At 68.6% G+C, this 24,840-nt stretch carries 19 protein-coding genes; 7 read left to right on the plus strand and 12 right to left on the minus strand.

Annotated elements, in window-relative coordinates; genetic code table 11:
* Positions 1 to 105: 105 nt before the first annotated feature.
* Complete coding sequence (locus FGL94_RS08500) at positions 106 to 8,091, minus strand: malectin domain-containing carbohydrate-binding protein (protein WP_144923394.1); 7,986 nt, start codon at positions 8,089 to 8,091, stop codon at positions 106 to 108.
* An 868-nt stretch (positions 8,092 to 8,959) separates the two neighbouring features.
* Here FGL94_RS08500 and gfo6 point away from each other — a divergent pair.
* Positions 8,960 to 10,060, plus strand: a complete 1,101-nt coding sequence (gfo6, locus tag FGL94_RS08505) for a D-xylose 1-dehydrogenase Gfo6 (protein ID WP_144923397.1) — start codon at positions 8,960 to 8,962, stop codon at positions 10,058 to 10,060.
* A gap of 9 nt (positions 10,061 to 10,069) precedes the next feature.
* Here gfo6 and FGL94_RS08510 read toward each other — a convergent pair whose 3' ends face one another.
* Entirely contained in the window at positions 10,070 to 10,906 is an 837-nt protein-coding gene (locus FGL94_RS08510) for an aldo/keto reductase (protein WP_144923400.1), read from the minus strand.
* A 195-nt stretch (positions 10,907 to 11,101) separates the two neighbouring features.
* Between FGL94_RS08510 and FGL94_RS08515 the strand changes: the two genes are divergently transcribed.
* A complete protein-coding gene (locus FGL94_RS08515; RefSeq protein ID WP_144923403.1) occupies positions 11,102 to 11,305 on the plus strand; it encodes a hypothetical protein in 204 nt (67 codons plus the stop codon).
* A 52-nt stretch (positions 11,306 to 11,357) separates the two neighbouring features.
* Here FGL94_RS08515 and FGL94_RS08520 read toward each other — a convergent pair whose 3' ends face one another.
* Positions 11,358 to 11,921 (minus strand): CinA family protein, encoded by a 564-nt coding sequence (locus FGL94_RS08520; protein WP_144923406.1) that lies wholly within the window; start codon positions 11,919 to 11,921, stop codon positions 11,358 to 11,360.
* Positions 11,922 to 11,980: 59 nt separating this feature from the next.
* On the opposite strand from FGL94_RS08520, the gene FGL94_RS08525 reads away from it, so the two are divergent.
* The 4 genes from FGL94_RS08525 to FGL94_RS08540 all read left to right on the plus strand — a co-directional run bounded on the left by FGL94_RS08525 (position 11,981) and on the right by FGL94_RS08540 (position 14,784).
* Positions 11,981 to 12,631 carry a class I SAM-dependent methyltransferase gene (locus FGL94_RS08525; RefSeq protein WP_144923409.1) on the plus strand — a complete coding sequence of 217 codons (651 nt, stop codon included), beginning with the start codon at positions 11,981 to 11,983 and terminating at the stop codon, positions 12,629 to 12,631.
* Positions 12,624 to 13,184, plus strand: coding sequence for a transcriptional regulator FilR1 domain-containing protein (locus tag FGL94_RS08530; RefSeq protein WP_144923412.1), 561 nt, complete (start codon positions 12,624 to 12,626; stop codon positions 13,182 to 13,184). Before FGL94_RS08525 ends, FGL94_RS08530 begins: the two co-directional genes overlap by 8 nt.
* Positions 13,185 to 13,260: 76 nt before the next feature.
* Positions 13,261 to 13,536 carry a hypothetical protein gene (locus FGL94_RS08535; protein ID WP_144923415.1) on the plus strand — a complete coding sequence of 92 codons (276 nt, stop codon included), beginning with the start codon at positions 13,261 to 13,263 and terminating at the stop codon, positions 13,534 to 13,536.
* 66 nt (positions 13,537 to 13,602) lie between these two features.
* Positions 13,603 to 14,784 (plus strand): PAS domain-containing response regulator, encoded by a 1,182-nt coding sequence (locus tag FGL94_RS08540; RefSeq protein WP_144923418.1) that lies wholly within the window; start codon positions 13,603 to 13,605, stop codon positions 14,782 to 14,784.
* 22 nt (positions 14,785 to 14,806) lie between these two features.
* On the opposite strand, the gene FGL94_RS08545 is transcribed toward FGL94_RS08540, so the two are convergent.
* The 3 genes from FGL94_RS08545 to FGL94_RS08555 all read right to left on the minus strand — a co-directional run bounded on the left by FGL94_RS08545 (position 14,807) and on the right by FGL94_RS08555 (position 17,872).
* Complete coding sequence (locus tag FGL94_RS08545) at positions 14,807 to 15,433, minus strand: thymidine kinase (protein ID WP_144923421.1); 627 nt, start codon at positions 15,431 to 15,433, stop codon at positions 14,807 to 14,809.
* A gap of 24 nt (positions 15,434 to 15,457) precedes the next feature.
* Positions 15,458 to 16,522, minus strand: coding sequence for an amidohydrolase family protein (locus FGL94_RS08550; protein ID WP_144923424.1), 1,065 nt, complete (start codon positions 16,520 to 16,522; stop codon positions 15,458 to 15,460).
* A gap of 105 nt (positions 16,523 to 16,627) precedes the next feature.
* The gene (locus FGL94_RS08555) at positions 16,628 to 17,872 is read right to left on the minus strand and encodes an HD domain-containing protein (protein WP_144923427.1); all 1,245 of its coding nucleotides are present in this window, start codon (positions 17,870 to 17,872) and stop codon (positions 16,628 to 16,630) included.
* A gap of 133 nt (positions 17,873 to 18,005) precedes the next feature.
* On the opposite strand from FGL94_RS08555, the gene FGL94_RS08560 reads away from it, so the two are divergent.
* Positions 18,006 to 18,410, plus strand: coding sequence for a universal stress protein (locus FGL94_RS08560; protein WP_144923430.1), 405 nt, complete (start codon positions 18,006 to 18,008; stop codon positions 18,408 to 18,410).
* A gap of 112 nt (positions 18,411 to 18,522) precedes the next feature.
* On the opposite strand, the gene FGL94_RS08565 is transcribed toward FGL94_RS08560, so the two are convergent.
* The 6 genes from FGL94_RS08565 to fen form a co-directional block, all read right to left on the minus strand.
* A complete protein-coding gene (locus FGL94_RS08565) occupies positions 18,523 to 19,506 on the minus strand; it encodes a plastocyanin/azurin family copper-binding protein (protein ID WP_144923433.1) in 984 nt (327 codons plus the stop codon).
* Positions 19,507 to 19,515: 9 nt separating this feature from the next.
* Positions 19,516 to 20,085 (minus strand): transcriptional regulator, encoded by a 570-nt coding sequence (locus FGL94_RS08570; protein WP_144923437.1) that lies wholly within the window; start codon positions 20,083 to 20,085, stop codon positions 19,516 to 19,518.
* A gap of 298 nt (positions 20,086 to 20,383) precedes the next feature.
* A complete protein-coding gene (gcvPB, locus tag FGL94_RS08575; RefSeq protein ID WP_144923439.1) occupies positions 20,384 to 21,814 on the minus strand; it encodes an aminomethyl-transferring glycine dehydrogenase subunit GcvPB in 1,431 nt (476 codons plus the stop codon).
* A complete protein-coding gene (gene gcvPA / locus FGL94_RS08580; RefSeq protein WP_144923442.1) occupies positions 21,815 to 23,143 on the minus strand; it encodes an aminomethyl-transferring glycine dehydrogenase subunit GcvPA in 1,329 nt (442 codons plus the stop codon).
* A gap of 145 nt (positions 23,144 to 23,288) precedes the next feature.
* Complete coding sequence (gene gcvH / locus FGL94_RS08585) at positions 23,289 to 23,672, minus strand: glycine cleavage system protein GcvH (protein ID WP_144923445.1); 384 nt, start codon at positions 23,670 to 23,672, stop codon at positions 23,289 to 23,291.
* Between the two features lie 183 nt (positions 23,673 to 23,855).
* Complete coding sequence (fen, locus tag FGL94_RS08590; RefSeq protein ID WP_144923448.1) at positions 23,856 to 24,833, minus strand: flap endonuclease-1; 978 nt, start codon at positions 24,831 to 24,833, stop codon at positions 23,856 to 23,858.
* Positions 24,834 to 24,840 lie beyond the last annotated feature (7 nt).

A 24,840-nucleotide genomic window follows, 5' to 3' on the forward strand; every position in this document is an offset into this window, starting at 1 on the left:
GTCCGCACGCGACCGTCCCTGTCGGGATCAACCTCGCTGGTCGACCGCGGGCGGACAGCGACGGCGCGTGCGGTGGTTCCGGTCATCGGTCTGGACGAAACGTCGTCACTGCGAGTTGCTCTCCTCCGATTCGACTATCTCGATGGCGTTGACCTGCGGATTGTCCGCTGCACCTTCCTCGAAGTCGATATCGAGGGTGCCGTCGCTCGTCACGGTGAAGCTCTTCATCGTCCCGTTGGCGTGACCGACATCGGCTACCGGGTCGTAGTTCGTCAGCACCTGATCGCCCTCCACCGAAACATTGTACGTCCGGTTTCCGGGCTCGTCCGTGTCCGGATACTGGTTGCCGAGGTAGAGGCGAACCTCGACCTCCTCACCGTCGGACACGTCGAATTCCCACTGCATCTCCCCGTAACGCTCCCAGTCAAACACCGCGTCTGGCGTGCTGTCGGGGACCGAACCGGTCGGCGTCACATCGTCGCCGGTGCCGTACGTGCCGGCGTTCGAGTCGGCCACGGAGACGAGGTACTGCGAACTCGCGTCCGCGACGCCGGTCCAGTTAGGACCGTCGTCCGTGGCCTCTAGCGTCTCAGTCTCACCGGCGTTCACGCGGTGCAGGACCTGCGGACTCGACGCCGCCTCCTCGACGGTCACCTGGAACGACTCGGTCGCCGTCCCGCCGTTACCGTCGTCGGCCGTCACGTCGACCGTGTAGGTCCCCGCGTCACCCGGCTCAGGAGCGATCGTCAGATCACCGTTCGAGAGGGTGACGAAGTCGGGACCGCTCACCGACAGCGACACGTTGTCGCCGTCGGGGTCGTCTGCGGTGACCGAGACGGTCGTCGAGTTACCTTCGGTGACCGTCTGGTTCGCGACGGCGTCGATGGTCGGTGCGGTGTTCGAGTCACCGCCGCCGGAGCTGTCAGTCTCAGAGACCGTGAACGCGCTGAGCTTCCCGTTGTCTACGGACGCGTCCAGTTCGACGTTCAGTTCGCCGTCGGTGACCTCGACGGTGAACGTCTTCTCGGTCGCGTTCAGCGCACCGACGTCCGCGTAGATGTCGTAGTCGGTCAGGACCTGCTCGCCCTCGATGGACGCGTTAAATACGCGGTCACCGACTTCTCCGTCTCCGCCGCCGTCATCGTCTCCGTTGCCACCGAGTCCTTCGCCGTGCCAGATCTCCGCGAACTGGAGCGTCACCTCGTAGGTGCCGTCTTCGACCGGCATGCTGTACGAGAGCGGGTCACTGTACCGCTCGGTCTGGTACAGCGGGTCATCCTGCGTGTTCTCGATGGTCAAGCTGGTGTCGACGGTCGTCCCCGCCGAATCGCTGAAGGAGCCGTCGAATTTCGTGTCGTTGACGTAGTCGGTACCGTCCGCTGCGGTGTAGTTAGAGCCACCCGCGTTCACCGCGTAGACGAGTCCGTCGCCGGCCGACGGCGACTCGACGGTGAGCTGGAAGCTCTCTGTCGTCGTGGCCGTGCCGTCGTCAGCGGTCACGTTCACGGTGTACGTGTCCGCGTCGCCGGACTGCGGGGCGATGTCGATCGTTCCGTTGCCGTCACCCTCGTCGGTGAGACTGACGAAGTCCGGACCATCGACCGACAGCGTCAGCGAGTCGTCGTCGTCATCGGACGCCGACACGTTCACCGTGGCGGTGTCGCCCTCGGTGACCGTCCGGTTCTCGATGGCCTCGATGGTCGGTGCGGTGTTGGCAGGCTCGGTGTCCTGCACCGTGACGTTCACCGTGTCGGTGTCGAAGGCACTTCCGTCGGAGACGTTCACCTCGAAGGTGAGCGTCTCGTTGGCGTCGACCTCGGGTGCGGTGAACGTCGGCGTGACCGAGGCCGTATCGTTGAGCGTCACGTCGGGACCAGCCGGCTGCATCCAGTCGTAACTCAGCGAGTCATCGTCCGGGTCGCTGGAGTTGGAGGCGTCGAGGGTGACCTCGTCGCCCTCCTCGACGGTCTGGTCGGCACCCGCGTCGGCCGTCGGTGGCTGATTCTCGTCGTCTTCGACCGGTTCGACCTCGATGGCCGACACCTTCGCGTTGTTTTCGACGGTAGTGAACTCGACGTTCAGTTCGCCATCGGTGACTTCGGCGGTGAACGTCTCGTTTATCGCCGCGTGCTCGCCACCGGCTTCCGCGTAGATGTCGTAGCTGTCGAGGACCTGCTGACCTTCGATCGAGACGTCGAACAGACGGTCGCCCTCGCCGCCGTCGTTCGCCACGCCCTGGTAGAGCTCGGCGAAGTGCAGGGTGACCTCGTACTCGCCGTCCTCGAGGGCCACGTCGTAGCTGAAGTTACCGTACCGTTCGGTCCAGAACAGCTCGTCGTCGTCGGTGTTCGCTATCTCCGGCTCCGCGGGCGTTCCGGAGCCGCCGGAGGTGAACGCCGTGCCGCCGTCGAAGTTGGTGTCGGCCTGGAACTCCGTGCCGTCCGCGGCGGTGTAGGCGTCGCCGCCGGCGTTCACGGTGAAGTTGGTGGCGTCGCCGTCGTCACCACCGCCGTCAGTGCTCGCCTCGTACTTCAGGACGACCGCGTTCGAGTCGAGGCCGGTGTCGGACCCGGGCTCGCCGTGGGTCGCCACGAAGTGGTTGTAGCCGCCGACGTCGGTCGTGTTGAGCAGCGTGACGGGCACCTCGGCCTCGCCGTTCGAGTCGAGCGTGACCGTCTGGTAGTCGGCGTTCTCGATCTTGTTCGCCTCGTAGGCCTCGATGTCGTAGCCGGGCGTCCCGTCGTACTCGGGGACGTTGTCGAGTTCGAGTTCGGCCTCGAAGTGTAGCAGCGTGACGGTCTCACCGGGTTCGCCCGTGACGGTCACGGTCTGGCCGGCCTCGCTCACGGTGGCCGCGCTGTGGTGAGCGCGAAGTGCGCTCGCATCGAGCGAGACGTTCTGCACGTCGATGCTCGGTGCCGGTGCGACCGACTCGTCGAGCGTCGCCTGCGCGCCGCCCGCGCTGCCGTCGCCGAACAGCTGCGTCTCTTGGGCGCTCCCGTCCGCGTACGCAACGCTCACGTTGGAACGGGCGAGTTCGAGGCCGGAGACCGGTCCCGCCTCCTGCGAGGCGAGACTCGCGTTCTTGATGCTCGTCGGGTCGTTGTCGGCCGAGAACGACACCGACTCACCGGGGTCGAAGTCGGTGAATTCGATGGTCAACACGTCGTAACCGTCGGAGCCGTTCACGCCGTTGTGGGGCTGACTGAAGACGTCGCCGTCGGCAGTGCTGACGACGCCGACGCCGTCACTCGACTGCGAGTCGATGTTGAGCCCCTTGGCCGCCTGATCGCCGGCGGTCCCGTCGGGGTCGAACACCATGTCGGGCATCGCCGACGACGAGAGGTCGAATGTCACCGACGAGATCTGCTGGCCGCCGGTGTTCTCGACCGTGAACGAGCCGCCGCCGTAGGTGGACGCCTCGGTGCCACTGTCCGGCGTGACGCTCACCGACGCTGCGCCGGGGTCCGCCGTTGACTCGTTGACGGTGACGGTCTCGGTCGTGCTTTCTGTGGCGTCGTCGTCATCGGTGACGGTGAGGGCGACGTCGTAGTCGCCTGCTGCGTCGAAGGTGTTCGTCACCTGCTCGCCGGTGGCGTCGACGGTCCCGTCGCCGTCGAAGTCCCACTCGTAGCTCGCGATCGAGCCGTCCGCGTCGCTGGAGCCGGACGCGTCGAAGCTCACCTGCTGGCCCGCCTCGGGAGCGTCGGGAGTGACGGTGAACGACGCCGTCGGCTGTTCGTTACCGTCGCCGACGGCGGTGTCCGTCGCCCAGTAGTTGATGAGCTGTTGGATCTGAGAGTCGCTGATGGTCTCGCCGCCGGTGTCGGGGACCTCGCTGTCGGTCGCCCAGTAGTTGATCGCCTGCTGGATCTCCGAGTCCTCGATCAGCGAGTCGTCCTCGCCGCCCATCGCGATCGCCTCCGCGACGGTCATCTCTTCGGGCTGTTCCTCGGCGGCGACGACCTTGATCGCCGATATCTTCGCGTTGTCGTAGTTGTCCGAGTCCCACGGGAACGCGACGTTCAGTTCACCGTCTGTGACGTCGACGGTGTACGTCTCGTCGGTCGCGTTCAGCGGGCCGACCTCCGCGTAGAGGTCCTTGTTCTCGATGACCTCCTGGTCTTCGACGGTTACGTCGAACACGCGGTCGTTCTCGTTCGTGCCGTCTTCCGGCCCGGACGAGTCCGGCGAGTCCGAGGGCGCGACGCCCTGGTAAATCTCGGCGAACTTCAGGGTGACCTCGTAGGTGCCGTTCTCCAGCGGAACGTCGTAGCTGAAGTTCTGTCCGTAGCGTTCGGTCCGGTACAGCGGGTCGTCGTCGGTGTCGTTGATCTCGGGCGGCGAAGACGCCCAGCTCGACGTGCTGTAGGCGTTGCCGCCGTCGAAGTTCGTGTCGGCTTGGTAGACGGTGCCGTCGGTGGCCGTGTACTGGGATCCGCCCGAGTTCACGGCGAAGGCGACCTCGCCAGCAGCGACGTCGGTGTCTTGGACCGTGACGGTCACCTCGTCGGTGTCGGTCGCATTGCCGTCGGAGACCTCGACCTCAAAGGTGAGCGCCGTCTCGCTGTCCACGTCGGGCGCGGTGAACGTCGGCGTGGCCGAGGACGCGTCGTCGAGGGTCGCGTCGGGACCGGCCGTCTGCGTCCACTCGTACGACAGGCCGTCTCCGGTCGAGCCGGTGGCGTCGAGGGTGACGGAGTCACCCTCATCGACCGTTTGGTCGGCGCCAGCGTCGGCGGTCACGGACGGGCTGTCGTCCTGGAGCGGTTCGACGTCGAGGTACTGCCACGTCGCGTCGAACGTGGAGCTGGCCCCGTTGGACGTGGAGATAACGCCCACCGCGGTGCCGTTGCCGTCGGCGGTGTCGAACCATTCCGTCGGCACGGTCGTCTCGTCGACGAACTGCTCCTCGCCGTCGCCCACGGCGTAGTACGCCTCGACGGTGCCGTTGCTCGGGTACACCGTCATGGAGAGTGTGGTCTCGTTGCCGGCGGTCGGCGCCGACGGGTTCGCCACGTCGGTGAAGCTCCCGCCGTCTTCCGTCGCCAACTGGACGCCGGATCCGCTACCGTCACTGAACCCGGCGGCGGTCAGTTTCACGTAGTTCTCCTGGTCGCCGGTGCCGACGAAGACGCCCTGCGACTGGAACGATTCCGCGTCGATCGGGAGGCCGTTCACCGTCGACTCGACGGTGAAGGGTTCGTCGGCGTTCACGCCGACCTGGTAGCCGTGTTCCTGGGTGTTCGTGCCCTCGACGGCGTCTCCCTGTCCGACGTCCTCGACTGTCAGGACATTCGCCGCGCCGCCCGCGGTGACCTCGCTCGGGTCGTAGAGGTCCTGATAGTTCGAGCCGTTCATCATGACGCCCGTGAACCCGAGGTCGAGGATGGTGCCGGATTCGCTGTTGGGCGCGAAGCTGTACGTCGCCGGCAGCTCGTTGTCGACGCCGTTGTTCGGGTCGACCGCGAACAGGTCCTCGGTGTCGTCGATACCGTCGTTGTCGTCGTCCGGGTCGTTCAGGTTCGACTCGCCGTCGTCGTCGAAGTCAGCCGGCGTCGAACTCGACGAGCACGGGTCCGTGCCCGCGTCGATCTCGTCGGCGTTGTCGTACCCGTCACCGTCCTCGTCGAGCGAGGGATCGTCCGCGCCGGTGCACTGCTCGCCGTCGCCGGCGTCGCCGTAGTCGTTCGGCTCGAAGACGGTGATGTCGTTACCGCCGTGGTTGGCGGTCCAGACGGTGCCGTTGAACGCCTCGTCGTCGTCCTGCGCGGTGATGCCGAGCGGACCGCCGGTGTTGAAGATGGTCTCGACGTTCGTGGCCGTCTGGCCGTCGGCGCTCAGTTCGACGCGCTCGACGTCGCCGCCGAGCTCGACTTGGAGGATGTCGCCCTCCATCGCGCCGCCGAAGTTCGAGGCGGTGTACTCCACCGTGCCGCCCGTCGGTCCGAAGAGGACGGGATTACCATTCCCGTCTACCATCGAGTTAGCGCTTCCCGCGGGTGCCCCCGGGTCAGGCGACTGGCTCGTCGGCGGGATGTAGTCGGCCTCGACCGGGTTCACCATGCTCGACGGGACCGGGGAGTTCGACTCGTTGATGTCGAATATCACGTTCCCGTCCGCGTCGTAGATGTCCGCCTGCGTGGGGTTCGCACGGATCGGGGCCGCGTGCCCGCCGTACTCGCCCTCGTCAGCGGCGATGAGCTGGTCGTTGGTACCCTGGCTCCCGTCCTCGTTCGGGTGGTTGGTTACGTTCGCCGCGTCCGCGACGATGTCCCCGTTCGCGTCGGCCGGCTGGCCGCCCCAGCCGCCGTTCGGACCGTGGTCGCTGACGTAGAGCTGGCCGCTCTCCGCGAGGACCAGGTCGTAGGGGTTCCGGTAGCCGGGCGAGTAGATCTGCACCGGGCTGCCCTCGATCAGCTTCGCCTGGTTGATCCCGTCGTTCCCGCCGAAGGGCAGATCGTCTCCGTCCGTACCATCGTCGTTCTGGATGGTCGGGATCCCGTAGTAGAAGTCGAGGTTCGGGTAGGTACCGTCGTAGTTCGTGAGGTTCTTCGCCTGGTGGTCGGTCTCGATCTGTGCCAGGTCGATCTCGAGGACCGCCGCCGACAGCGCGTACTCGGGCGTGTGCCCGAAGTTGTCGCCCGGCGCGCCCTTGTTGGTGTGGCCGCCCTGCGCGACGTAGAGCGTGTCGCCGTCGGGGGTCAGGTCGAGACCGTTCGTCGCGTGGTTCTCCTCGGAGCGCGGCAGCCCGAGGACCATCACGTCGTGGTCGACCTCGCTCGCCTGGAGAGTTCCGTCGCTTCCCGGGTTGATCGTCAGCCGCGAGATCGCTCCCGAGTTCGTGTCCGTGTCGTCGTCGTCCGTCCCGACGTCGATCTCGGGGTCGCTGGAGCCGACGTAGACCACGGGCTGGTCGGCGGTGCCGCCGACGGTCAGCCCCGTGATCTGCCGGGTGTTCTCACCGGTGTCGATGTTGCCGAGGTCGTCGTGGTTCGGAATGTCCTTGATCGCGTCGATCTGGACCTCATTGACGACTTGGTAGCTGTCCTCGCCGGTGCGCTCGACGTCGAGCGCGTAGACGGTGCCGCCCTGCGTCGAGACGTAGGCGCGGCCGTCCGGCCCGAAGTCGATGGCCGTCGGGCTGCTCGCGCTGAAGCCGTCGAGCTTGGACTTGCTGAACCCGACCGGGACGTCGCTGGCGCCCTCGCCGGCCAGGTCGACGGCGACCGGGGAGTTCGTGCCGCTGTGGTTGACCTCCATGGTCGCCGCGTGGGCCTGCGCCTCGCTCGGCGAGTACGTCACGTCGACCGTCGCCGAATCGTCGGGGGCGAGCGTGACGCTTCCGGAGAAGTCATCGTCGAACTGGCCCGAGTCCGTTCCCGAGATGCTCACGTCGTTCACCGTGATGTCGGGATGCGAGTCGTTGCTCGCGTTCCCGAGGTTCGTCAGCGTCACCGTCTCGGTCTGGCTGTCGCCGGTGACAACCGTCCCGAAGTCGACGCTGGACGTCGACGCGCCGAGTTCGTCGGGCGACGCCTCCGTCGAGGCGATCTCGATGGCGTTGATCTGCGGATTCTCGGTGACGTGCGCGAAGTCGACGTCGATCGTCCCGTCGCTCGTGACGGTGAACGACTCCATCGCGCCCGTGTCGTCCCCGTACTTCTCGATGATGTCGAAGTCGTCGAGGACGGTCTGTCCCTCGACCGAGACGTCGAAGACGCGGTCGCCGACCGAACTGGTGCCCGAGTAGCCGTCGTAGAAGTACAGGCGCACTTCGACCTGCTGGCCGTCTGGGACGTCGAACTCGTACTGCATTTCCTCGCCTCCATCCTGGTCCCAGCGTTCGGTTTCCCAGATCTGCGTCGGTGTCCCCGACGGAACCGAGCCGTCGATCGAGGACGGCTGGCCGTGACTCGAGGTCTGGTCCCCGCCGGCGACTTTATAATCAGTCAGCGGGCTCCAACTTTCGCCGTCGGCGCTGAAGCCCTCACCGGCATTCGCCTGATGGATGACGTCGCCGCTCGCCGTCTGCGCCTGTGCGACGCCGACACCTCCCATCACCCCGGCTCCCCCAACCGAGGTCACCATCAGTACCGAAAAAGCGATCGCGAAGAAGCGCGTGGTTACGGGTGCGCTCAATGTGATCTCGTCTCCGACCCCCGTAGCGTAGTTCCTCCACTACCCGGTCGTGTGAACGTGCGCGCTTGCGGACAGGCGCATGCCCCACCGGTATGGATGAAATGCTGTGATTCTGTGGGCATCAAATCTGTTGAATATCTAACCTCAATTTGTTATGAGCATGACAACACGCATTGGGATATGCTTAAAAACCATACTGTATTTGATACGACTGCGTGCGGATTCCGATCCGAGGTCGCCGGAACGTTACTATATACTTTACAATATAATACTGAAATAAACTACATTATTAGTGTAGAAGTCACAGGGTCAGTACATTAAGCGTATGATAATTCGGGCGCCTGCTTGCTGACAGTGTGGCTCGCGTCATGTACAGAGAGTCAAGGAAAAAGCTCCACCCGAAGGGCGGGGAGGATGTCAATCCGAAGTCGGATCAGAGGGTCACAACACTTCGATTCGACGAAGGAACAGGCTGAGGCAATGTACCGGCTCGCCGATACCACTGACATCTCGTCGATATGGGACAGGTGTCACACGAGTGACTCTATCGAGGCTGACCGGGAGATACTCCATAAAGAGGGATCGGTCACGGGGACCGAGGGAATTGGTCGGGGTAGACAAAGGGTACTCTGCCGGCAAAAACAACAGATGAGGGGAATTGCGGTTGATCTACCGGACGACATCTTCCGCCGCGTCCCTGACTGTTAACGGTATTTATACCTCCTGCCCACCACAGCGACGTCGTTCGGTATCGGTCTTCCCAGCGGACCGCCGGAGTCGCCGGAGTTATGCCCCATCCACGCGTCGACTTGGCGATATGGAGACCGCTTTCGCGGACTACCTCGACGACTTCACGCGCCGGGACTGGGAGCGCCTCGATCCGGGAGCCGTGACGGACCCCGTTCGGATCGCGGTCGTGGGACTCGGGTGGTTCGCCCGCGAGTGGGCGCTCCCGGGGATCGCGCGCTCGGCGTTCACCGAGGCGACCGTCGTCACCGACGTCGATACTGACGCGGTCGAAGCGGTCGCCGCCGAACACGACGTGACGGGCGTGGCGCCGGGGGAACTCCGCTCTGGCGCCGTCGCAGACGAGTACGACGCGGTGTACGTTGCGACGCCGAACGCGACCCACTTGGAGTACGTGACGGCCGCGGCCGAGCAGGGAAAGGCGGTCCTGTGCGAGAAGCCGCTGGAGGCGACGCTGGATCGGTCCCAGCGGCTCGTGGCCGCGTGTCGGGACGCCGGCGTGCCGCTGATGGTCGGGTACCGCATGCAGACCGATCCCGCGGTCAGGCGCCTCCGCGACCTCGTTGAGGCGGGCGTCGCCGGCGACGTGACCCACATCCACGCGACGATGTCACAGACGATGCTCGGCGAACTCGGGAGCGACCACGACCAGTGGCGGCTCGACCCGGAGCTGTCCGGCGGCTGTGCGCTCATGGACCTGGGCGTCTACCCGCTCAACACGATTCGATTCGTGCTCGACGCCGACCCCGTGCGCGTGTCGGGACGGACCCGCACGGACCACGAGCCGTTCGCCGAGGTCGACGAACACGCCACGTACCGGTTAGCGTTCCCCGGCGGCGTCGACGCGATGTGTTCGGTGAGCCAGAACGCCCAGCACGCGAGCCGGCTCGAAGTCACCGGAACGGACGCCAGACTGATCCTCGATCCGGCGTTCTACGAGCGGGAGGATCGGGGGTTCGCGGTCGTCCGCGACGGAACCCGGGTCGACGTCGACTTCGACCAAGTCCACCAGATCGAAGAGGAGTTCGCGTACTTCGGCCATCAGCTGCTCGCGGACGAGCCGTTCCATCCGGATGGCGAACACGCGTTGGCGGACGTGCGGGCGCTCGATGCCATCTACGAGTCGGCCGAGACCGGCCGATCGGTCGCCCTCACCGACGACGCGGAGTGAGGGCTCGCCTCACTGCTCGATCCCGTACACCGGGTCCGTCCAGTCACGGGCCGGGGTGTCGTACACCGGCCGATCGCGGTCGCGCTCGTCGAGCCGCTGGCGGTCGGCCGCGTCGAGCTCCCAGTCGAGGTCGGCGTTAGCCCGGATGTGTTCCGGCGTCGACGAGCGCGGCAGCGCGACCACGCCGCGGTCAAGTGCCCATCGGAGAATAACCTGGGCGGGGCTTTTGTCGTAGCTCTCGGCGAGTTCGGCGACGACGTCGTCGCCGAACACCTCCGTCCGCGCGAGCGGCGCCGCCGCCTCGATCACGGTGTCGGACTCGTGGCAGTAGTCGACGAGGTCCGGGCGCTGGAACCACGGATGGAACTCGATCTGGTTGACCGCGATCGGAACGTCGGAGACGTGGTGAGCACAGCTCAGCTGATAGGCGCTGAAGTTCGAGACGCCGACGTTGCGAACGAGCCCGCGGTCGCGGAGTTCCGCCATCGCCTGGAGCGACTCCCGCAGCGAGATCGCGGGGTTAGGCCAGTGGATGAGGTACAGGTCGAGATAGTCGGTGCCGAGTCGTTCGAGAGACGCTTCACAGGAGCGGATCAGCGACTCGTAGCCGAGATTCTTCGCGAGCACTTTCGAGGTGAGGAACACGTCGTCGCGGTCGTACTCCGCGAGCGCCTCGCCGATAGCCTCCTCGTTGTGGTATCCCTCTGCGGTGTCGATGTGTGTGTATCCGGACGAAAGCGCCGCGCGGACGCTGTCGGCGGTTTGGTCGTCGTCGAGCGCGTACGTGCCCAGTCCGAGCGCCGGTAGGGAATCACCGCTCGGGAGCGTCTGTGTTGGAACGGTCACACGAGGTGGGTTCAACGGTTCGCCGATTGAAACTACCGCTTCCGACAATCGGCATCGCCGCGGATCGAGGCCCGGCTACAGTCGCTGATCGAGGCCCGGCCGCAGTCGATAATCGACGGCCGCCCCTCTGTACGCGTTGACGAAGAGACCGCAAGGCGGAGATCTATTTATATACTCTCCCCGCGGATCCGGGGTATGGACCGGACCGACTCCGTGCTCCTCGGTATCTCCGGCGTCGTCGCCGCGCTCGTGCTCGCGGGCGCGCTGTCGGCGGGAGCGTTGTTCGGCTTCGACGAGTCCGCGGCTCGGCCGATCCGGCTGCTCGCCGCCGAGCCGCTGGCGTGGATCGTCCTGGCCGCGCTGCTCGTTGCGGTCGTCGGGCACGCGTACATCGAGTGAGAGGACACCGCGGTCGGCCGGGCGGTGCGGTCGCCTGGGCGGCGCAGTCGCCTCACTCCCGGGCGTCGACCTCGCGGATCGTCCCGACGAGCGCCTCCAGCGCGGCGTCGACCGCCTTCCGTTTCACGGTCCCGCGATCGCCGTCGAGGACGATCCGCTCCGTCCGAACGAACGACTCCTCGGTCCCCCACGGCGCGGCGTAGGCCACCCCCACGTACACGAGTCCCACCGGCTTCTCATCGGTGCCGCCGTCCGGCCCAGCGATTCCGGTCGTGGCGACCGCCCACGTCGTGTCGGCGCGGTCGCGGGCGCCCGCCGCCATCTGCTCGGCGACCGGCGCGCTCACGGCGCCCTCGGCGTCGAGCGACTCGCGGGACACCCCGAGCAGCTCGCGTTTGGCGTCGTACGCGTAGGTCACGAACCCGCGGTCGAAGTAGGCGCTCGCGCCCGGCACGTCGGTCACCCGCGACCCGACCAGCCCGCCCGTCAGCGATTCCGCGGTCGCGAGGGTCTCCTCGCGTTCGGTCAGCAGGTCGCCGACCGTCGCCTCGATCGGCTTCGACCCATCGGTCTCGTCCGTCCCGCCGGTCTCCTCCCCGTTCCCGCGCTCGTCCATGCCTTCCCTGTGCCCCCCACGCCCGTGGGGTTTACGCTCGCCGCGGCGCAAGCGCCGCCATGACCGACTGGGACGACCGCTTCGCGTCCGGAGAGTACCCCCGGGCGCCGGAGCCGTCCGCCGTGTTGCGCTCGTACGAGCCCGCGATCCCCGACGGCCGCGCGCTCGACGTGGCCGCCGGTACCGGCCGAAACGCTATCTACCTCGCGGAGGCGGGCTACGCGGTCGACGCCCTCGACGCCTCCCGCGAGGGGCTCTCCATCGTCCGCGAGCGCGCCGCCGAACGGGGCGTCGACGACCGCGTCGAGACGGTTCAGGCCGACGCCTCGACGTACGCCTTTCCGGCCGAGACGTACGAGGTGATCGCGATGAGCTTCTTCCACGCGCTCGACCGCTTCGCCGACCTGACCGAGTCGCTCGTCCCCGGCGGGTACCTGTTCGTCGAGGGGCACCTGCGGTCGGCCGACGCGACCCCGTCCGGCCCGAGCGACGACCGCTACCGGTTCGCCGCCAACGAGCTGCTCCGGGCCGGGCTCGGTCTGACCGTGCTGTACTACGACGAGACGACCGAGGAGCGTCCCGGCGACCACCGCCGCGCGACCGCCCGGCTGCTCGCGCGGCGGTCGAGCGGCGGGCGGCAGACGTACCCGCCCCGCCCGAGCGAGCGGAACGAGGAGGACGAGGGGGTCGCGGGGCGGACGGATGGGTGACGGCGGGCCGCCGGGCGCCGTCCTCAGGAAACTGGTCGCCGAGGCGGTCGGGGTCGACGGCGCCGCTCTCCTCGACGCCGTCGACCTCGTCGAGCGAGGGGACGACCCGGGACCGGCAGCCCGGCTCCCCGCGCTCGTCGACTCGGGTGACGCCGTCGTCGGGGTCGTGCCCCGCGCCGATACCGGCCTCGCGCGACGACTGCTGGGGAGCGGCGACGGAGGCGACGCCGGCGGAGACGACGGAGGCGACGACGACCGCGGGGACGGCGGAGACGGCGGAACGGTCAGACTCGTCTTCACCGGGCGGGCCGCGAACCGGTTCACCGGCCCCTCGGGAGCCGTACTCCGGTCGGTCCTCGCCGAACACGGGGTCGAGGCGTACCGCCACGACGGCGACTCCCCGATCGGCGTGCTCCTCGTCGACGACCGGGCCGTCGTCGGCCTGTTTGACGAGAGCGGACTCGCCGCGCTGCTGTGGGCAGACGCGCCAACGGTCCGTGAGTGGGCGGCCGCGACCTGTCGGCGCTACCTCTCGGCGGCCGAGCCGGCGTGACGCGTTCTGGGCGCGAGGCCAGGCGGGTGTGATCGCGCGCCGCATCGTTTTTGCACGCACCCCGCGAAGGGGAAGTATGAAAGCGCTGCTGCTGTTGGTCGCCGGGATCGGCGGACTGATCGAGGCGCTCGTCCCGCGAGCGGCCGTGCGCGCGTGGACGAAGGCGCTGTACCGGAACGCGGGCGACGCTGAGCCCCGCGAGTGGGTGTACTCCGCCGCGCGCGCCGAAGGGGCGGTCATCGTGCTCGCCGCGCTCGTCGGGCTGTACCGCGTCGCGACCGCCGGGGACGACGAATCGGTCGACGACGACGACGAGGTCCCGGCCGCGACCGGCTCGCGAGACGCCGTCTGACTGAGGGGACGGGAGAGAGCGAAACCACCCGAACGTATTTCCACGGCGTCGTGGTAGTGTCTCGCAATGTCGGATCCGGCCCTTCGTCCGCACGGGGAGCGCGACTCGCTCGTCCGAGTGTTACACGTCGACGACGAGTCGGCCTTTCTCGACCTCGTGGCGACCTACCTCGAACGGCTCGACGACGCGTTCGAGGTTCGGTCGGAGACCGACGTGGACGCCGCGCTCGCCGCCGTCGAGTCCGAGCCGATCGACTGCGTCGTCAGCGACTACGAGATGCCCGGAACAGACGGGTTAGCGTTTCTCGAGCGCGTTCGGGAGCGCGACCCGACGGTGCCGTTCGTCCTCTTTACCGGAAAGGGAAGCGAGGAGATCGCCAGCGAGGCCATCTCCGCGGGCGTCACCGACTACATCCAGAAGCGCTCGGGGACCGACCAGTACACGGTGCTCGCGAATCGGATCCGGAACGCGGTCGATCAGGCCCGCTCGCGGGCGGCGCTGGCGGCGAGCCAGGAGCGGCTCTCGCGGTTCATCGAGCAGTCGCCGCTCGGGACGATCGAGTACGACGAGACGTTCCGGATCGTCCGGGTGAACCCGGCCGCCGAGGAGATCCTCGGCTACTCGGAGTCGGAACTGCTCGACGGAACGTGGGCGCGCTTCGTCCCCGAGGAGCTCCACCGCCACGTCGCGGAGGTCGAACGCCGGCTCCTCTCGGACAAGGGCGGCTACCGGAGCGTCAACGAGAACGTGCGCGCAGACGGCGAGCGGATCCGCTGCGCGTGGCACAACCAGGTGGTGACCGACGGCGACGACGAGGTGATCCGGGTCTTCTCGCAGTTCGAGGACGTGAGCGAACAGACGAACCGCAAGCGGGAGGTGGAACGGACGAACGCCGTGCTGTCGACGGTGCTCGACGGACTGCCGGTCGGCGTGCTCGTCGAGGACGCCGACAGGCGGATCCTCCGCGTCAACCGGTACCTGTACGACCTCTTCGATCTCGACGGAGATCCGGCTGCGGCGATCGGTCGCGACTGCGCGCGGTTCGCCGTCGAGATGAGCGACCTGTTCGGCGACCCCGAGTCGTTCGTCGACCGGATCGACGCGATCGTCGACGCGCGACGGCCCGTCGACGACGAGCGGATCGCCCTCGCCGACGGTCGTGTCTTCCTTCGGACGTACCGTCCGGTCGACCTGCCGGACGGGTACGGACACCTGTGGGCCTACCGCGACGCGAGCAGCGAGCGGTAGGAACCGCTCGGCGCCCACGCCGTCAGTTCTCGGTCAAGTACGGCCGATCGGCCTCGGAGCGCTCGCCGGTCCGCAGCACGTGGCAGTCCCGGCACCGCGCCTCGTAGGACTCCTCGGCGCCGACGAGGATGGTCGGGTCGTCGACGTGGGCCGGCTCTCCCTCGATGAGCCGCTGGTTCCGTGAGGCCGGCTCGCCGCACTGCGAGCAGATCGCCTGCAGCTTGTCGACGTACTCGGCGGTCGCCATCAGCTTCGGGAGGGGCTCGAACGGCTCGCCGCGGAACGTCTGGTCGGTGCCGGAGACGATCACGCGGGTCCCGTTGTCCGCCAGGGAGTTACACACCTCCACGAGCGCGTCGGAGAAGAAGTTCGCCTCGTCGACCGCGACGACCTCGGGGTACGGGTCGTCGTCGAGGATCGCGAGCGGGCCGTCGCCCTCGTTGTCGACGACGGTCGCGTCCCACTGCCGGCCGTTGTGGCTCCCGATCGTCGTCTCCCCGTAGCGGTCGTCGACGGCCGGCTTGTACACCGCGACGGACTGGCCGGCGATCTCCGAGCGCCGGAGCCGCCGGAGCAGCTCCTCCGTTTTCCCAGAGAACATCGACCCCGAAATGACCTCGATCCACCCGGATCGAGTGATCGCGTGCATGTCCTGACGGGCACGAGCCAGCGACTAAACCGTTTCTCTCCCGGCCGGCTCGCCGCCGATCACGACGCGGGACACGTCGGCCGCGCCGGCGCGCCTGACGATCGCGCGGACGAGGTCGTGCGCGCCCGCGAGGTTGTCGGAGTCGCCGTCGAGCGCCAGCAGGTCGGCGTCCGCGCCGGGCTCGATCACGCCGCGGTTCATCCCCGCGATCGCCGCGCCGTTCACCGTCGCCATCCGCAGGATCTCCCGGGCCGGGAGATCGGAGAGCTTCGCGGCGAACTCCATCTCGCGGAACATCGACGGCGAGTCGAGCATGACGTTGTCGGTGCCGAGCGCGACCGTCGTCCGCTCGGCGAGGTCCCGGATCGGCGGCACGCCGACGTTCGTCACGAGGTTCGACCGCGGGCAGACGACCACGGGGGTGCCGCGGTCGTCGAGCCGTTCGAGGTGGATCTCCTCGGCGTGGACCATGTGGACGAGGAAGTCGGGGTCGAGGTCCATCGCGGCGTTGATGTCGTCGGCGTCGCGCTCGCCGGCGTGGATCCCGAACAGCTTCCCGGCCTCTCGGGTCTCCGAGCGCACCGCGTCGAAGTCGGCGTCGCGGGCGCCGGAGGCGCCGTACCCGTCCGCGACCGAGAGCACGTCCGGGTCGTCGCGGCCGAACGCGACCGGCTCGATCGCGCGCTCGCCGAAGTCGACGCCCTCGCCCGCGACCGCGTCCCGGAGCGCGGCGACGCCCTCGACGCCGCCCTCGCGGAACTCCAGGAACGTGCCGGTCCCGGTCGACTCCATGTACCGGAGGCTCCGCGCCATCGCGGCGACCTTCTCCTCGCGGCTCGCCTCGCGCAGGAGCCGGTGTTTGAGTCCGTCCGGCGGCGCGACCAGATCGTCGAGAGAGAGCCCCTCGCCGGCCTCCTTGGCGATCGAGTCGCCGATGTGGGTGTGGGCGTTGACGAACGCCGGGAGGATCACGTCGTCGCTCTCGACCGACTCCTCCTCGATCCGAGCGATCTCCCCGTCGTCGACGACGACCCGCCCCTCGACCGGCTCGAACTCCGGACCGACCAGAACGGTCCCTTCGAGGTTCATACTCGGGGGTCGCCGGCGCCCGAGTAAAAGGTCACGACAGGGGCGCGGATCGCGGGGTCACGCCTCGCCATGACTCGTTCGGTCACGTCCCGTCACGTCACCCTGTCACGCCCCGTCCCGGAACTCGTCGAGCGTCGTCGGCATCGCGCCGCGCACCTCCGCGACGAGCCCGTCGGGGTCGAGGCCGAGCACGTCGGCGGCGGCCCGCCCGACGCGGTCGGTCGCGGGCCGGGGGGCGTAGACGCCGAGGCGCCACTGGTTGCGCTGGGCGGTCCGGAGCGCGGAGACCAGCGGGGACTGCCGCTCTAACCGGCGGATATCGCCGTTAACGGTGACGCGCGCGGTCGACTCGCGCATCGACGGCTCCGGGGGCACGTCGAGGATCACGTGTTGGCGGGCGACGCCGGCCTCCTCCGCGATCTCGCGTTCCAGCGCGGTCTCGGCGTCGTGGTCGGCCTCGTGGACGCGCTCGGGCACGTCGTCGTACTCGGCCCACACCGCGAGCTTGTAGAGGTCGCGCTCGTCGTAGCGCCGGGAGAGCTCGGCCGTCTCCGGGCGGCTCCGGATCGCCGCGAGGAAGTCGTGGTCGTCCATCCGACGGAGCTCGGCCGCGGTCGCCGGCGTCGCGTCGAGCAGGTCGGTCGCGGCCCGGCGTAACATCGCCTTCGAGATGCGCGCGACGTGGTGAGTGTACACGACCGGGTTCATCAGCGCGCGCGCCAAGAGGAGGCTCTCGGCCGTCTGGACGTTCCCCTCGTCCAGCACGAGCGCGTCGTCTCCCGTCCCGTCGTCGACGAACGTCAGCTCCCGGACGAACCGCTCGGTGTCGATAGTGCCGTACGGCACCCCGGTGTGGTAGGCGTCGCGCACGAGGTAGTCCATCCGGTCCACGTCGAGTTCGCCCGAGACGAGCCCGCCGTACGGCCCCTCGCCGGCGACGAGCCCGGCGATCCGCTCGGGGTTGAGGCCGTGATCGCGGAGCACGTCCCCCACCGCGCCTGTCGCGAGCAACTCGTCGACGTCGTCGTGGTACTTCCCCGTGCGGCGGTGCGTGAGCGACTCCAAGTTGTGGCTGAAGGGGCCGTGTCCCACGTCGTGGAGCATGGCCGCCGCCTCGATCCGGTCCGCGCGCTTCCCCTCGATTCCGAGGTGGTCGAGCGCCCGGCTGGCGAGGTGATAGACGCCGAGCGAGTGCTCGAAGCGCGTGTGGTTCGCGGAGGGGTAGACGAGCTGGACCGTGCCGAGCTGTTTGACGTGTCGGAGGCGCTGGACGGCGGGGGTGTCGAGCAGGTCGACGGCGACACCGTCGATCTCGATGTGGTCGTGGACGGTGTCCTTGACCGTGATCATGCGTCGACGTTCGACGGCATGGGATAAAAGCGGCGTGCGTCGCCGAAGACGCCACGACTCACCGGAATCCGATCGTTGCCGAAAGTTGGAACGGCCGGCACGATTTATACGTGCAGTGCCCGAACAGTCGGCCATGTACGACGTACTCATGGGGATCGACAACGCGGAGGACCGCCGTGCGGTCGCACAGGCGGAAGCGATCGCGGATCTCCCGACGGAGGAAGGCGCGGTGACCGCTCACCTGTGTCACGTGTTTCAGGAGAACCCCGAGGGCGCCTCGGTCCACCAGATCTCGGCGGTGCGGCGCGCCCGTGAGATCCTCGAAGAGGCCGAGGTCAACTGCGTTCACTACGAGGCGAGCGGCGAGCCCTCCGACGAGCTGCTCGCGGCGGCCGCCGACGTCGACGCGGACGCGATCTGCGTCTCCGGTCGGAAGCGACGCCCGACCGGGAAGGCCGTCTTCGGGAGCGTGACGCAGGACGTGATCTTGGGGACCGACCGGCCGGTGCTCACGGTCCCGGCGCCGCAAGGCGACTGAACGACCGCGCGCGACGACGGACCCGCTACGTCCGCGAGCCGCCGCCGCGGAACCGGTCGTTTCGGCTCGCGGTCGGGGCGTGGTTGCGGTTCGACGGCTCTCGTCGAACGGGTCAGTACCGCGACGCCGCGACGACGACCGCGCCACGCATCCCGTCGTCGCGGTGGCGCTCGCAGGCGTACTCGTGGGTTCCCGGCTCCTCGAACGTGTGTTCGAAGACGTGTTCGTCCTCCTGCTGTTCGGGGGAGGCGGCGGCCTCGACGGCGACGAGGTCGCTCTCGAACGACCCGTCCTCGGCGACGACGCTGTGTTCGCCCGCGCCGGGGACCCAGCGCCACCTGACGCTCGTCCCGGGCGTCACCCGGAGCGCGGGGGTGTCGTAGACGGGCGCCGTGTCCCACTCGCCGGCCTCCGAGTCGTACCCGCCGGGGCCGCCGACGCGGACGGTGACCGCGTCCTGCCGGAGGGGGCTCTCCGTCTCCGCGACGCCCGGCGCTCCCGACGCGGCCGGCGTCTCGGCGAACCAGTCGCCGTAGTCGACGGGGGTCGTGTCGTACTCCGTGACGTACGACTCGATCTCCGGGCCGACGACGAGCGCGCCGCGCTCGCCGATCGCCTGATGGGGGCGACAGGAGTACCGCGTGATCCCCTCGTCCGCCTCGGTCACGGTGATCGCGTACTCGCGGCTCGCCTCGTCGGTGAGTTCCGACTCGATCGCTGCGGGGCCGTCGTACGTCACCACGTCGTGGAGGCCGGTGTCGCCGGTCCACCCCCAGCGGACCGTCGTGTCGTAGTCGACCCACACCGCCGCCGGATCGAGTCGAAAGCCGTCGCCGGCGCCGACCGCGATCGCGACCTCGTCCTCGCCGCGCCGGTCGACCGTCCCGGCGTAGCCGACCTCGCCGTCGAACCAGTGGCCGTACTCCGGCTCCGGGGCGTCGGTCGTGTCGACGGGCTCGTCGTCCGAGCCGGTCCCGCCGCTCTCGTCGTCACCGATCCGGTCGAACGAGCCGAGACAGCCGGCGAGCGTTCCGAGGGTTCCCCCGGCCGCCAACGCCAGCGCGCGGCGACGGGAGGTGGAGGGCGTTCGCGACATCGCTCGGGGTCACTCGTCGACGATGTCGACCCCGAGCCGCTCCTCGAGCGCGCGGACGACGGAGCCGCCGACGCCGGCGGTCGCGGCCCGGCCGTCCTCGACCGCGAACAGGTCGTCCTCGTCGACCTCGAGCTCCTCGGCCAGCTCCTCGACGGTGAGTCCGGCGTCCCGCCGCGCCGCCGCCACGTCGTCGCCGTAGCCGGAGACGAGGTACGGGAGCCGGTCGGACTCGTAGTTGGTTCCGCCCTCCTCCCAGTGCTTGGAGTCGCCCGTCGCGGAGTCGTACATCTTCGCCTGCTTCCGGGCGAGCTCCTTCTTCCGGCTCTCCGGGCCGCTCGAGTCGGCGCTGGCGCCGCCGGAACTGCCGCCAGAGCTTCCGCCGCGGCTTCCGCTCGACCCCGATCCGCCGTGTCCGCTGGGCGCGTTGCCGGCGTCGTCGTGGGGACGGCAGTCTGAACAGACGAGGAGCTCCGCCCCGGCGACCGTGGCCCGCTGGAGGTCTGTGGTCTCGCGCCCGCAGAGCTCGCAGGCATCGCCGTCGTCGCCGCCGCCGCCGCCGCCCGTCGAGTACTTCGCCATACCGCGAGTAGTGGACCCCGATCGTTAAAAGGTCGTGGAGGGCCGCACGTCGATCGGGACCCGGCGGCCGGCGTCGCTCACCCCACCGTTCCGTCATTTGGTGGCGCGATCGACGGCTGGAGTAGATGAATCGGTGCGACGGAGGCTGGTGTTTATAAATGATCGTCGCAGCCGCTTGCGGGTTTTTAAAAATCACCTTGCAGCCACCGAACCGCAACACCCGCTCCCGTATCGATCGGGGAGCCGTCTTCGTCGACCGGCCGTTTCTGACGAAGCGAGTCGGCGAGAAGCGAGCCCGCTACTCGCCGTCCAGCGCCTGCCACGAGAGTTGCGGGTCCCGCGCGGCGGCGACCTGGTCGATCCGGCTCGCGGCCGTGCGGTTCGGGGCCGCGTCGAGCGCCTCGTCAGAGTCGGCGTAGGCGAGGTTAAAGGCCTCAGAGAGGTCGTCGAGCGACGACTGCCCCTCGATCTCGGTCGGCTCCGTCAGCATGGCCTCGGGCACCATCTCCGGCCACTTCGTCGTCGGCGGGTGGACGCCGAAATCGAGCATCCGCTTGGCGACGTCGGCGGCGTCGCGGTCGCCCGCGGTCGCCGCGAACTCGTGGTGGAAGGGGCCGTACGGCACGTCGAGGTCGAGCCGCTCGGCGAGGTAGTTCGCGTTGAGAACCGCCTTCGCGGCCGCGTCCGCGAGTCCCTCGTCGCCGAGGCGGGCGATATACGCGTACGTCTTGACGAGGACGAGCCAGTTGCCCCCGAACCCGTGGACCTTCCCGATCGTGTTGTCCGGCTCGAAGGGCTCGTAGCCGCTCCCCTCCTCCGCTTCCCGAACCCGCGGGGCGGGGAGGAACTCGGCGAGTTCGTCGACGACGCCGACGGGGCCAGCGCCGGGTCCGCCCCCGCCGTGCGGGGTCGCGAACGTCTTGTGGACGTTGTAGTGCATCACGTCGAACCCCATGTCGCCGGGGCGGCCGCGACCGAGCAGGGCGTTGAGGTTCGCGCCGTCGTAGTAGAGCAGCCCGCCCGCGTCGTGGACGATCTCGGCGATCTCGGTGATGTCGCGCTCGAAGAGCCCGACGGTGTTCGGGTTGGTCAACATGAGCGCGGCGGTGTCGTCGCCGACGGCCGCCTCCAGCGCCTCGACGTCGACGCGCCCGTCGTCGCCGGAGGGGAGCTCGACCACGTCGTAGCCCGCCATCGCGGCGGTCGCGAAGTTGGTGCCGTGCGCGGAGGCGGGGATCACGACCTCGGACCGGTCGTTGCCGTGGTGCTCGTGGTACGCCTTCGCGACCGCGATGCCGGTGAACTCGCCGGCGGCGCCCGCGGGCGGCTGGAGCGTGACCGCGTCCATCCCGCCGATCTCACCGAGGAACTCCTGTAGCCGGTACTGCAGTTCGAGGTTCCCCTGCGCGGACCGCGCCGAGCGGTCCGGGTGGATCGCCGCGTTCGGGTCGGCCGCGACGTCCTCGGTGAACTTCGGGTTGTACTTCATCGTACAGCTGCCGAGGGGATAGGGCCCCGAGTCGATCGCCCAGGTCATCTGCGAGAGCCGGGTGTAGTGGCGGGCGATCTCCGGCTCGGAGGGCGCCGGGAGCGTGAGCTCCTCGCGCGTCAGGTCGTCGGGCAGCGGCGACGCCTCGCGCACGTCGACGGTCGTCTCGTCCTTCTCCGAGAGCAGCGGCTCGTGAACGTCATCGTCCTCGCGGGCGTAGTCGGCTTGATCGTGAATCACTCAGATCACCTCCTCGAAGGCGGCGACGAGGTCGTCTGTCCGTCCCGCGTTCAGGTCCGTGACGCACACCTGCAGGAGGTGTTCGTCGATCGCGTGGACCGCGAACCCCTCGGCCTCCAGGTCCTCGGCGATGGCCGCCGCGGGCTGGTCGACGCGCACGGCGAACTCCCGGACGTGGTGTCGGTCGTGGACCGGCGCGGTCGCGCCGCTGGACTCGTCGATCCGGTCGGCGAGCGCGGCCGCCTCCCTCACGCAGTCGTTCGCGAGGTCGACGAGCCCGTCGGGTCCGAGCGTCGCCGCGTGGATCGCAGCGCGGAGCGCGACCCACGCCTGATTCGTGCAGATGTTCGAGGTCGCGCGCTCCTTTCGGATGTGCTGTTCGCGCGTCTGGAGCGTGAGCGTGAACGCGCGGTCGCCCGCGGCGTCCTCGCCGACGCCGACGAGCCGTCCCGGCACCTGTCGGAGGAACTCGTCGCTACAGGCGAATATCCCGAGCCCCATCCCGTAGGCGGTGGGGAGCCCGAGCGCGCCCGCCTCGCCGACGACCACGTCTGCACCGACGCTCGCGGGCTCTTCGAGCACCGAGAGCGACACCGGGTCCGATCCGAGCGCGAACAGCGCGTCGGCGTCGGCCGCGAGGTCGCCGATCGCGGCGAGTCGCTCCTCGATACAGCCGCGGACGGTGGGGTTCTCGGCGTACACCATGACCACGTCGTCGCCGGCGCGGTCGGCGAGGGCGTCGACGTCGGCGTTCCCGTCGACCATCGGATACGACTCGACGGTCAGGTCGGCGCCCGCACAGTAGTTCGACAGGACCGCTCGCTTCGCCTCGCGGAGGTGGTCGGGGACGAGGACCACGTCGCCGGAGGTCGAGCGGACCCGATCGGCCAGCGTCGCCGCCTCCCCGAGCGCGGTCGCGGCGTCGTACATCGAGCAGTTCGCGACCGGGAGCCCCGTCAGCTCCACGAGCATCGACTGGTACTCGAACAGCGCCTGCAGGAACCCCTGCGACACCTCCGGCTGGTACTGGGTGTAGCTCGTGAGGAACTCCGCGCGGTCCGCGAGGTGGTCGACGACGCTCGGCACGTAGTGGCCGTAGTGGCCCCGGCCGAGGAACTCGGTCAGGTCGTCGTTGCGCGCGAAGATCCGCGAACACTCCGCGCGGATCTCCCGCTCCGAGCGCGGCTCGATCCCGAACTCGCCGTCGAACGCGACGGCGTCGGGAATGTCGAACAGCGCCTCCTCGTCGTCGACGCCGATCGCCGAGAGCATCGCCGCGGTCTCGCCGTCGGTGTGGGGCGCGTACGGCGTGCCGCCGGTCCCGCTCATCGGATCGCTCCCGCGCGTTCGTCGTCGCTCTGTCGTCCGGTACCCGGTCGTCCGTCGAAGGGTGGCGTGAGGTCGAAAGGTGGTGTGGTCATGGTCGTGTATACGCTAGTGGGTCCCGCTCTTCGGTTCAATTCGGTTGGGTTCGCTACGCGATCTGGTCGTCGTACTCGTCGGCGCCGAGCAGCCCTTCGGCGTCGCTACCCTCGACGGGAGCGACTTCGAGCATCCACCCGTCTCCGTACGGGTCCTCGTTGACGAGTTCCGGACGGTCGAACAGCTCCTCGTTGACGGCGACGACCTCTCCGGAGACCGGCGCGTACAGGTCCGAGACGGCCTTGATCGATTCGACGACGCCGAACGTCTCGCCGGCCGTAATCTCGTCGCCGGCCTCGGGCAGCTCGACGAACACCACGTCGCCCAGCTCGTCCTGTGCGAAGTCGGAAACGCCGATCCGAACGGTGTCGCCGCCGGTCGTCTTCCACTCGTGCGATTCTAGGTATCGTCTGTCGTCGGGTACTTCGAAGCTCATTGGTCAGGAGTCGCCGCGGTCCGCCTCTGGGTCCGACGCGCGAGCGCGCCGCCAGAGTGGGATCCGTCCCGTCGGCCGGTTGCAGCCGGAATCCGAGGTCGGAACGCGGTCCGCGACACGTGTACGTCACCCTTCTGACGACGAGGAAATAAAAGGTGTGTTCGCGGCGGTCTTCCGACAGATTCACGTCCACCGGTCGAGCCCGGTCTGGACCTGCGACTCCGCGATGCGCTCGAACCCGCGCTCTACCTCGTCAGCGGCAACCCCCCACTCGTCGACGACGTACTCGCGGGCGGCGTCCACGTCGGGGTTCACCGCGGTGTCCACGTCGGCGTCCGTCGCCGGCGGGTCCATGAACAGCTCGCGGATCGCTTCGGCGTTCGGGATCTCGGCGTCGCGCGCGTCGAGGACGCCCCACAGGTCGCCGTGCTCCCGCACCGCTTTCACCGCCGTCTTGGGGCCGATCCCGCGGACGCCCTCGTTGAAGTCGGTCCCGCAGAGCATCGCGGCGTCGACGAGCCCCTGCCGGTCGAAGCCGAGGTCGTCGAGCGTCGCCGCGAGGTCCATCAGCTCCGGATCGCCCTTGCTCGTGAGCTGGCGGAGGGTCGTCGGCGCGCCGAACAGCAGCGTGTCGTAGTCCTCGCTACCGGCGTGGTCGACGGTCCCGGTCGCCGCCATGTGCGCGCACTGCGCTTCGCCCTCCGCCGGCGCCTCGACGATCGGCACGTCGAGTAGCTCGAGGAGTTCCCGGGTCGTCTCCTGAATCGCGTCGGTGAGCCGCTGCGTGCGGGCCTCCAGCCGCGCGGCCTCGACCGCGTCGCCGCGCTCCTCGGCGGCCGCCCGGCGCTCCTCGGCCGCCTCGCGCTTCTCGCGGCGGTCGGCGACCTCGTCGGCCTTCAGCTCTGTCACCGCCCCGTCGAACACCATCACGGGGATCAGGTCGTGCTCGAAGAACTTCGGGAGCCCCTGTACCACCCCGATCAGGTTGGCGACCTCGACGCCGTCGGCGGTGGTGTACGCCTCGTCGCTCGTCCACTTCACCGTCGTCGTGAGGTACCGGTACAGCCAGTTGTGCGCGTCGACGGCGACGACGCTCCCCTCGATCTCGTCGAAGGCGACGTCGCGGATCGCCGCGAGATCGCGCAGGTCCGCGTTTCCCATCACCGAT

It is taken from the genome of Halorubrum salsamenti (genome assembly GCF_007671685.1).
In the GTDB taxonomy this organism is placed as follows: domain Archaea; phylum Halobacteriota; class Halobacteria; order Halobacteriales; family Haloferacaceae; genus Halorubrum; species Halorubrum salsamenti.

What these genes read in the sequence shown, in the direction of transcription:
- fen (WP_144923448.1), bottom strand. Translation starts at nt 24,833, where the DNA reads ATGGGAAACGCGGACCTGCGCGATCTCGCGGCGATCCGCGACGTCGCC.
- FGL94_RS08565 (WP_144923433.1), bottom strand. Translation starts at nt 19,506, where the DNA reads ATGTCGCGAACGCCCTCCACCTCCCGTCGCCGCGCGCTGGCGTTGGCG.
- FGL94_RS08540 (WP_144923418.1), top strand. Translation starts at nt 13,603, where the DNA reads ATGTCGGATCCGGCCCTTCGTCCGCACGGGGAGCGCGACTCGCTCGTC.
- gcvPA (WP_144923442.1), bottom strand. Translation starts at nt 23,143, where the DNA reads ATGAGCGGGACCGGCGGCACGCCGTACGCGCCCCACACCGACGGCGAG.
- gcvH (WP_144923445.1), bottom strand. Translation starts at nt 23,672, where the DNA reads ATGAGCTTCGAAGTACCCGACGACAGACGATACCTAGAATCGCACGAG.
- FGL94_RS08550 (WP_144923424.1), bottom strand. Translation starts at nt 16,522, where the DNA reads ATGAACCTCGAAGGGACCGTTCTGGTCGGTCCGGAGTTCGAGCCGGTC.
- FGL94_RS08560 (WP_144923430.1), top strand. Translation starts at nt 18,006, where the DNA reads ATGTACGACGTACTCATGGGGATCGACAACGCGGAGGACCGCCGTGCG.
- FGL94_RS08545 (WP_144923421.1), bottom strand. Translation starts at nt 15,433, where the DNA reads ATGCACGCGATCACTCGATCCGGGTGGATCGAGGTCATTTCGGGGTCG.
- FGL94_RS08570 (WP_144923437.1), bottom strand. Translation starts at nt 20,085, where the DNA reads ATGGCGAAGTACTCGACGGGCGGCGGCGGCGGCGGCGACGACGGCGAT.
- FGL94_RS08525 (WP_144923409.1), top strand. Translation starts at nt 11,981, where the DNA reads ATGACCGACTGGGACGACCGCTTCGCGTCCGGAGAGTACCCCCGGGCG.
- gfo6 (WP_144923397.1), top strand. Translation starts at nt 8,960, where the DNA reads ATGGAGACCGCTTTCGCGGACTACCTCGACGACTTCACGCGCCGGGAC.
- FGL94_RS08535 (WP_144923415.1), top strand. Translation starts at nt 13,261, where the DNA reads ATGAAAGCGCTGCTGCTGTTGGTCGCCGGGATCGGCGGACTGATCGAG.
- FGL94_RS08555 (WP_144923427.1), bottom strand. Translation starts at nt 17,872, where the DNA reads ATGATCACGGTCAAGGACACCGTCCACGACCACATCGAGATCGACGGT.
- FGL94_RS08500 (WP_144923394.1), bottom strand. Translation starts at nt 8,091, where the DNA reads ATGGTGACCTCGGTTGGGGGAGCCGGGGTGATGGGAGGTGTCGGCGTC.
- FGL94_RS08530 (WP_144923412.1), top strand. Translation starts at nt 12,624, where the DNA reads ATGGGTGACGGCGGGCCGCCGGGCGCCGTCCTCAGGAAACTGGTCGCC.
- FGL94_RS08515 (WP_144923403.1), top strand. Translation starts at nt 11,102, where the DNA reads ATGGACCGGACCGACTCCGTGCTCCTCGGTATCTCCGGCGTCGTCGCC.
- FGL94_RS08520 (WP_144923406.1), bottom strand. Translation starts at nt 11,921, where the DNA reads ATGGACGAGCGCGGGAACGGGGAGGAGACCGGCGGGACGGACGAGACC.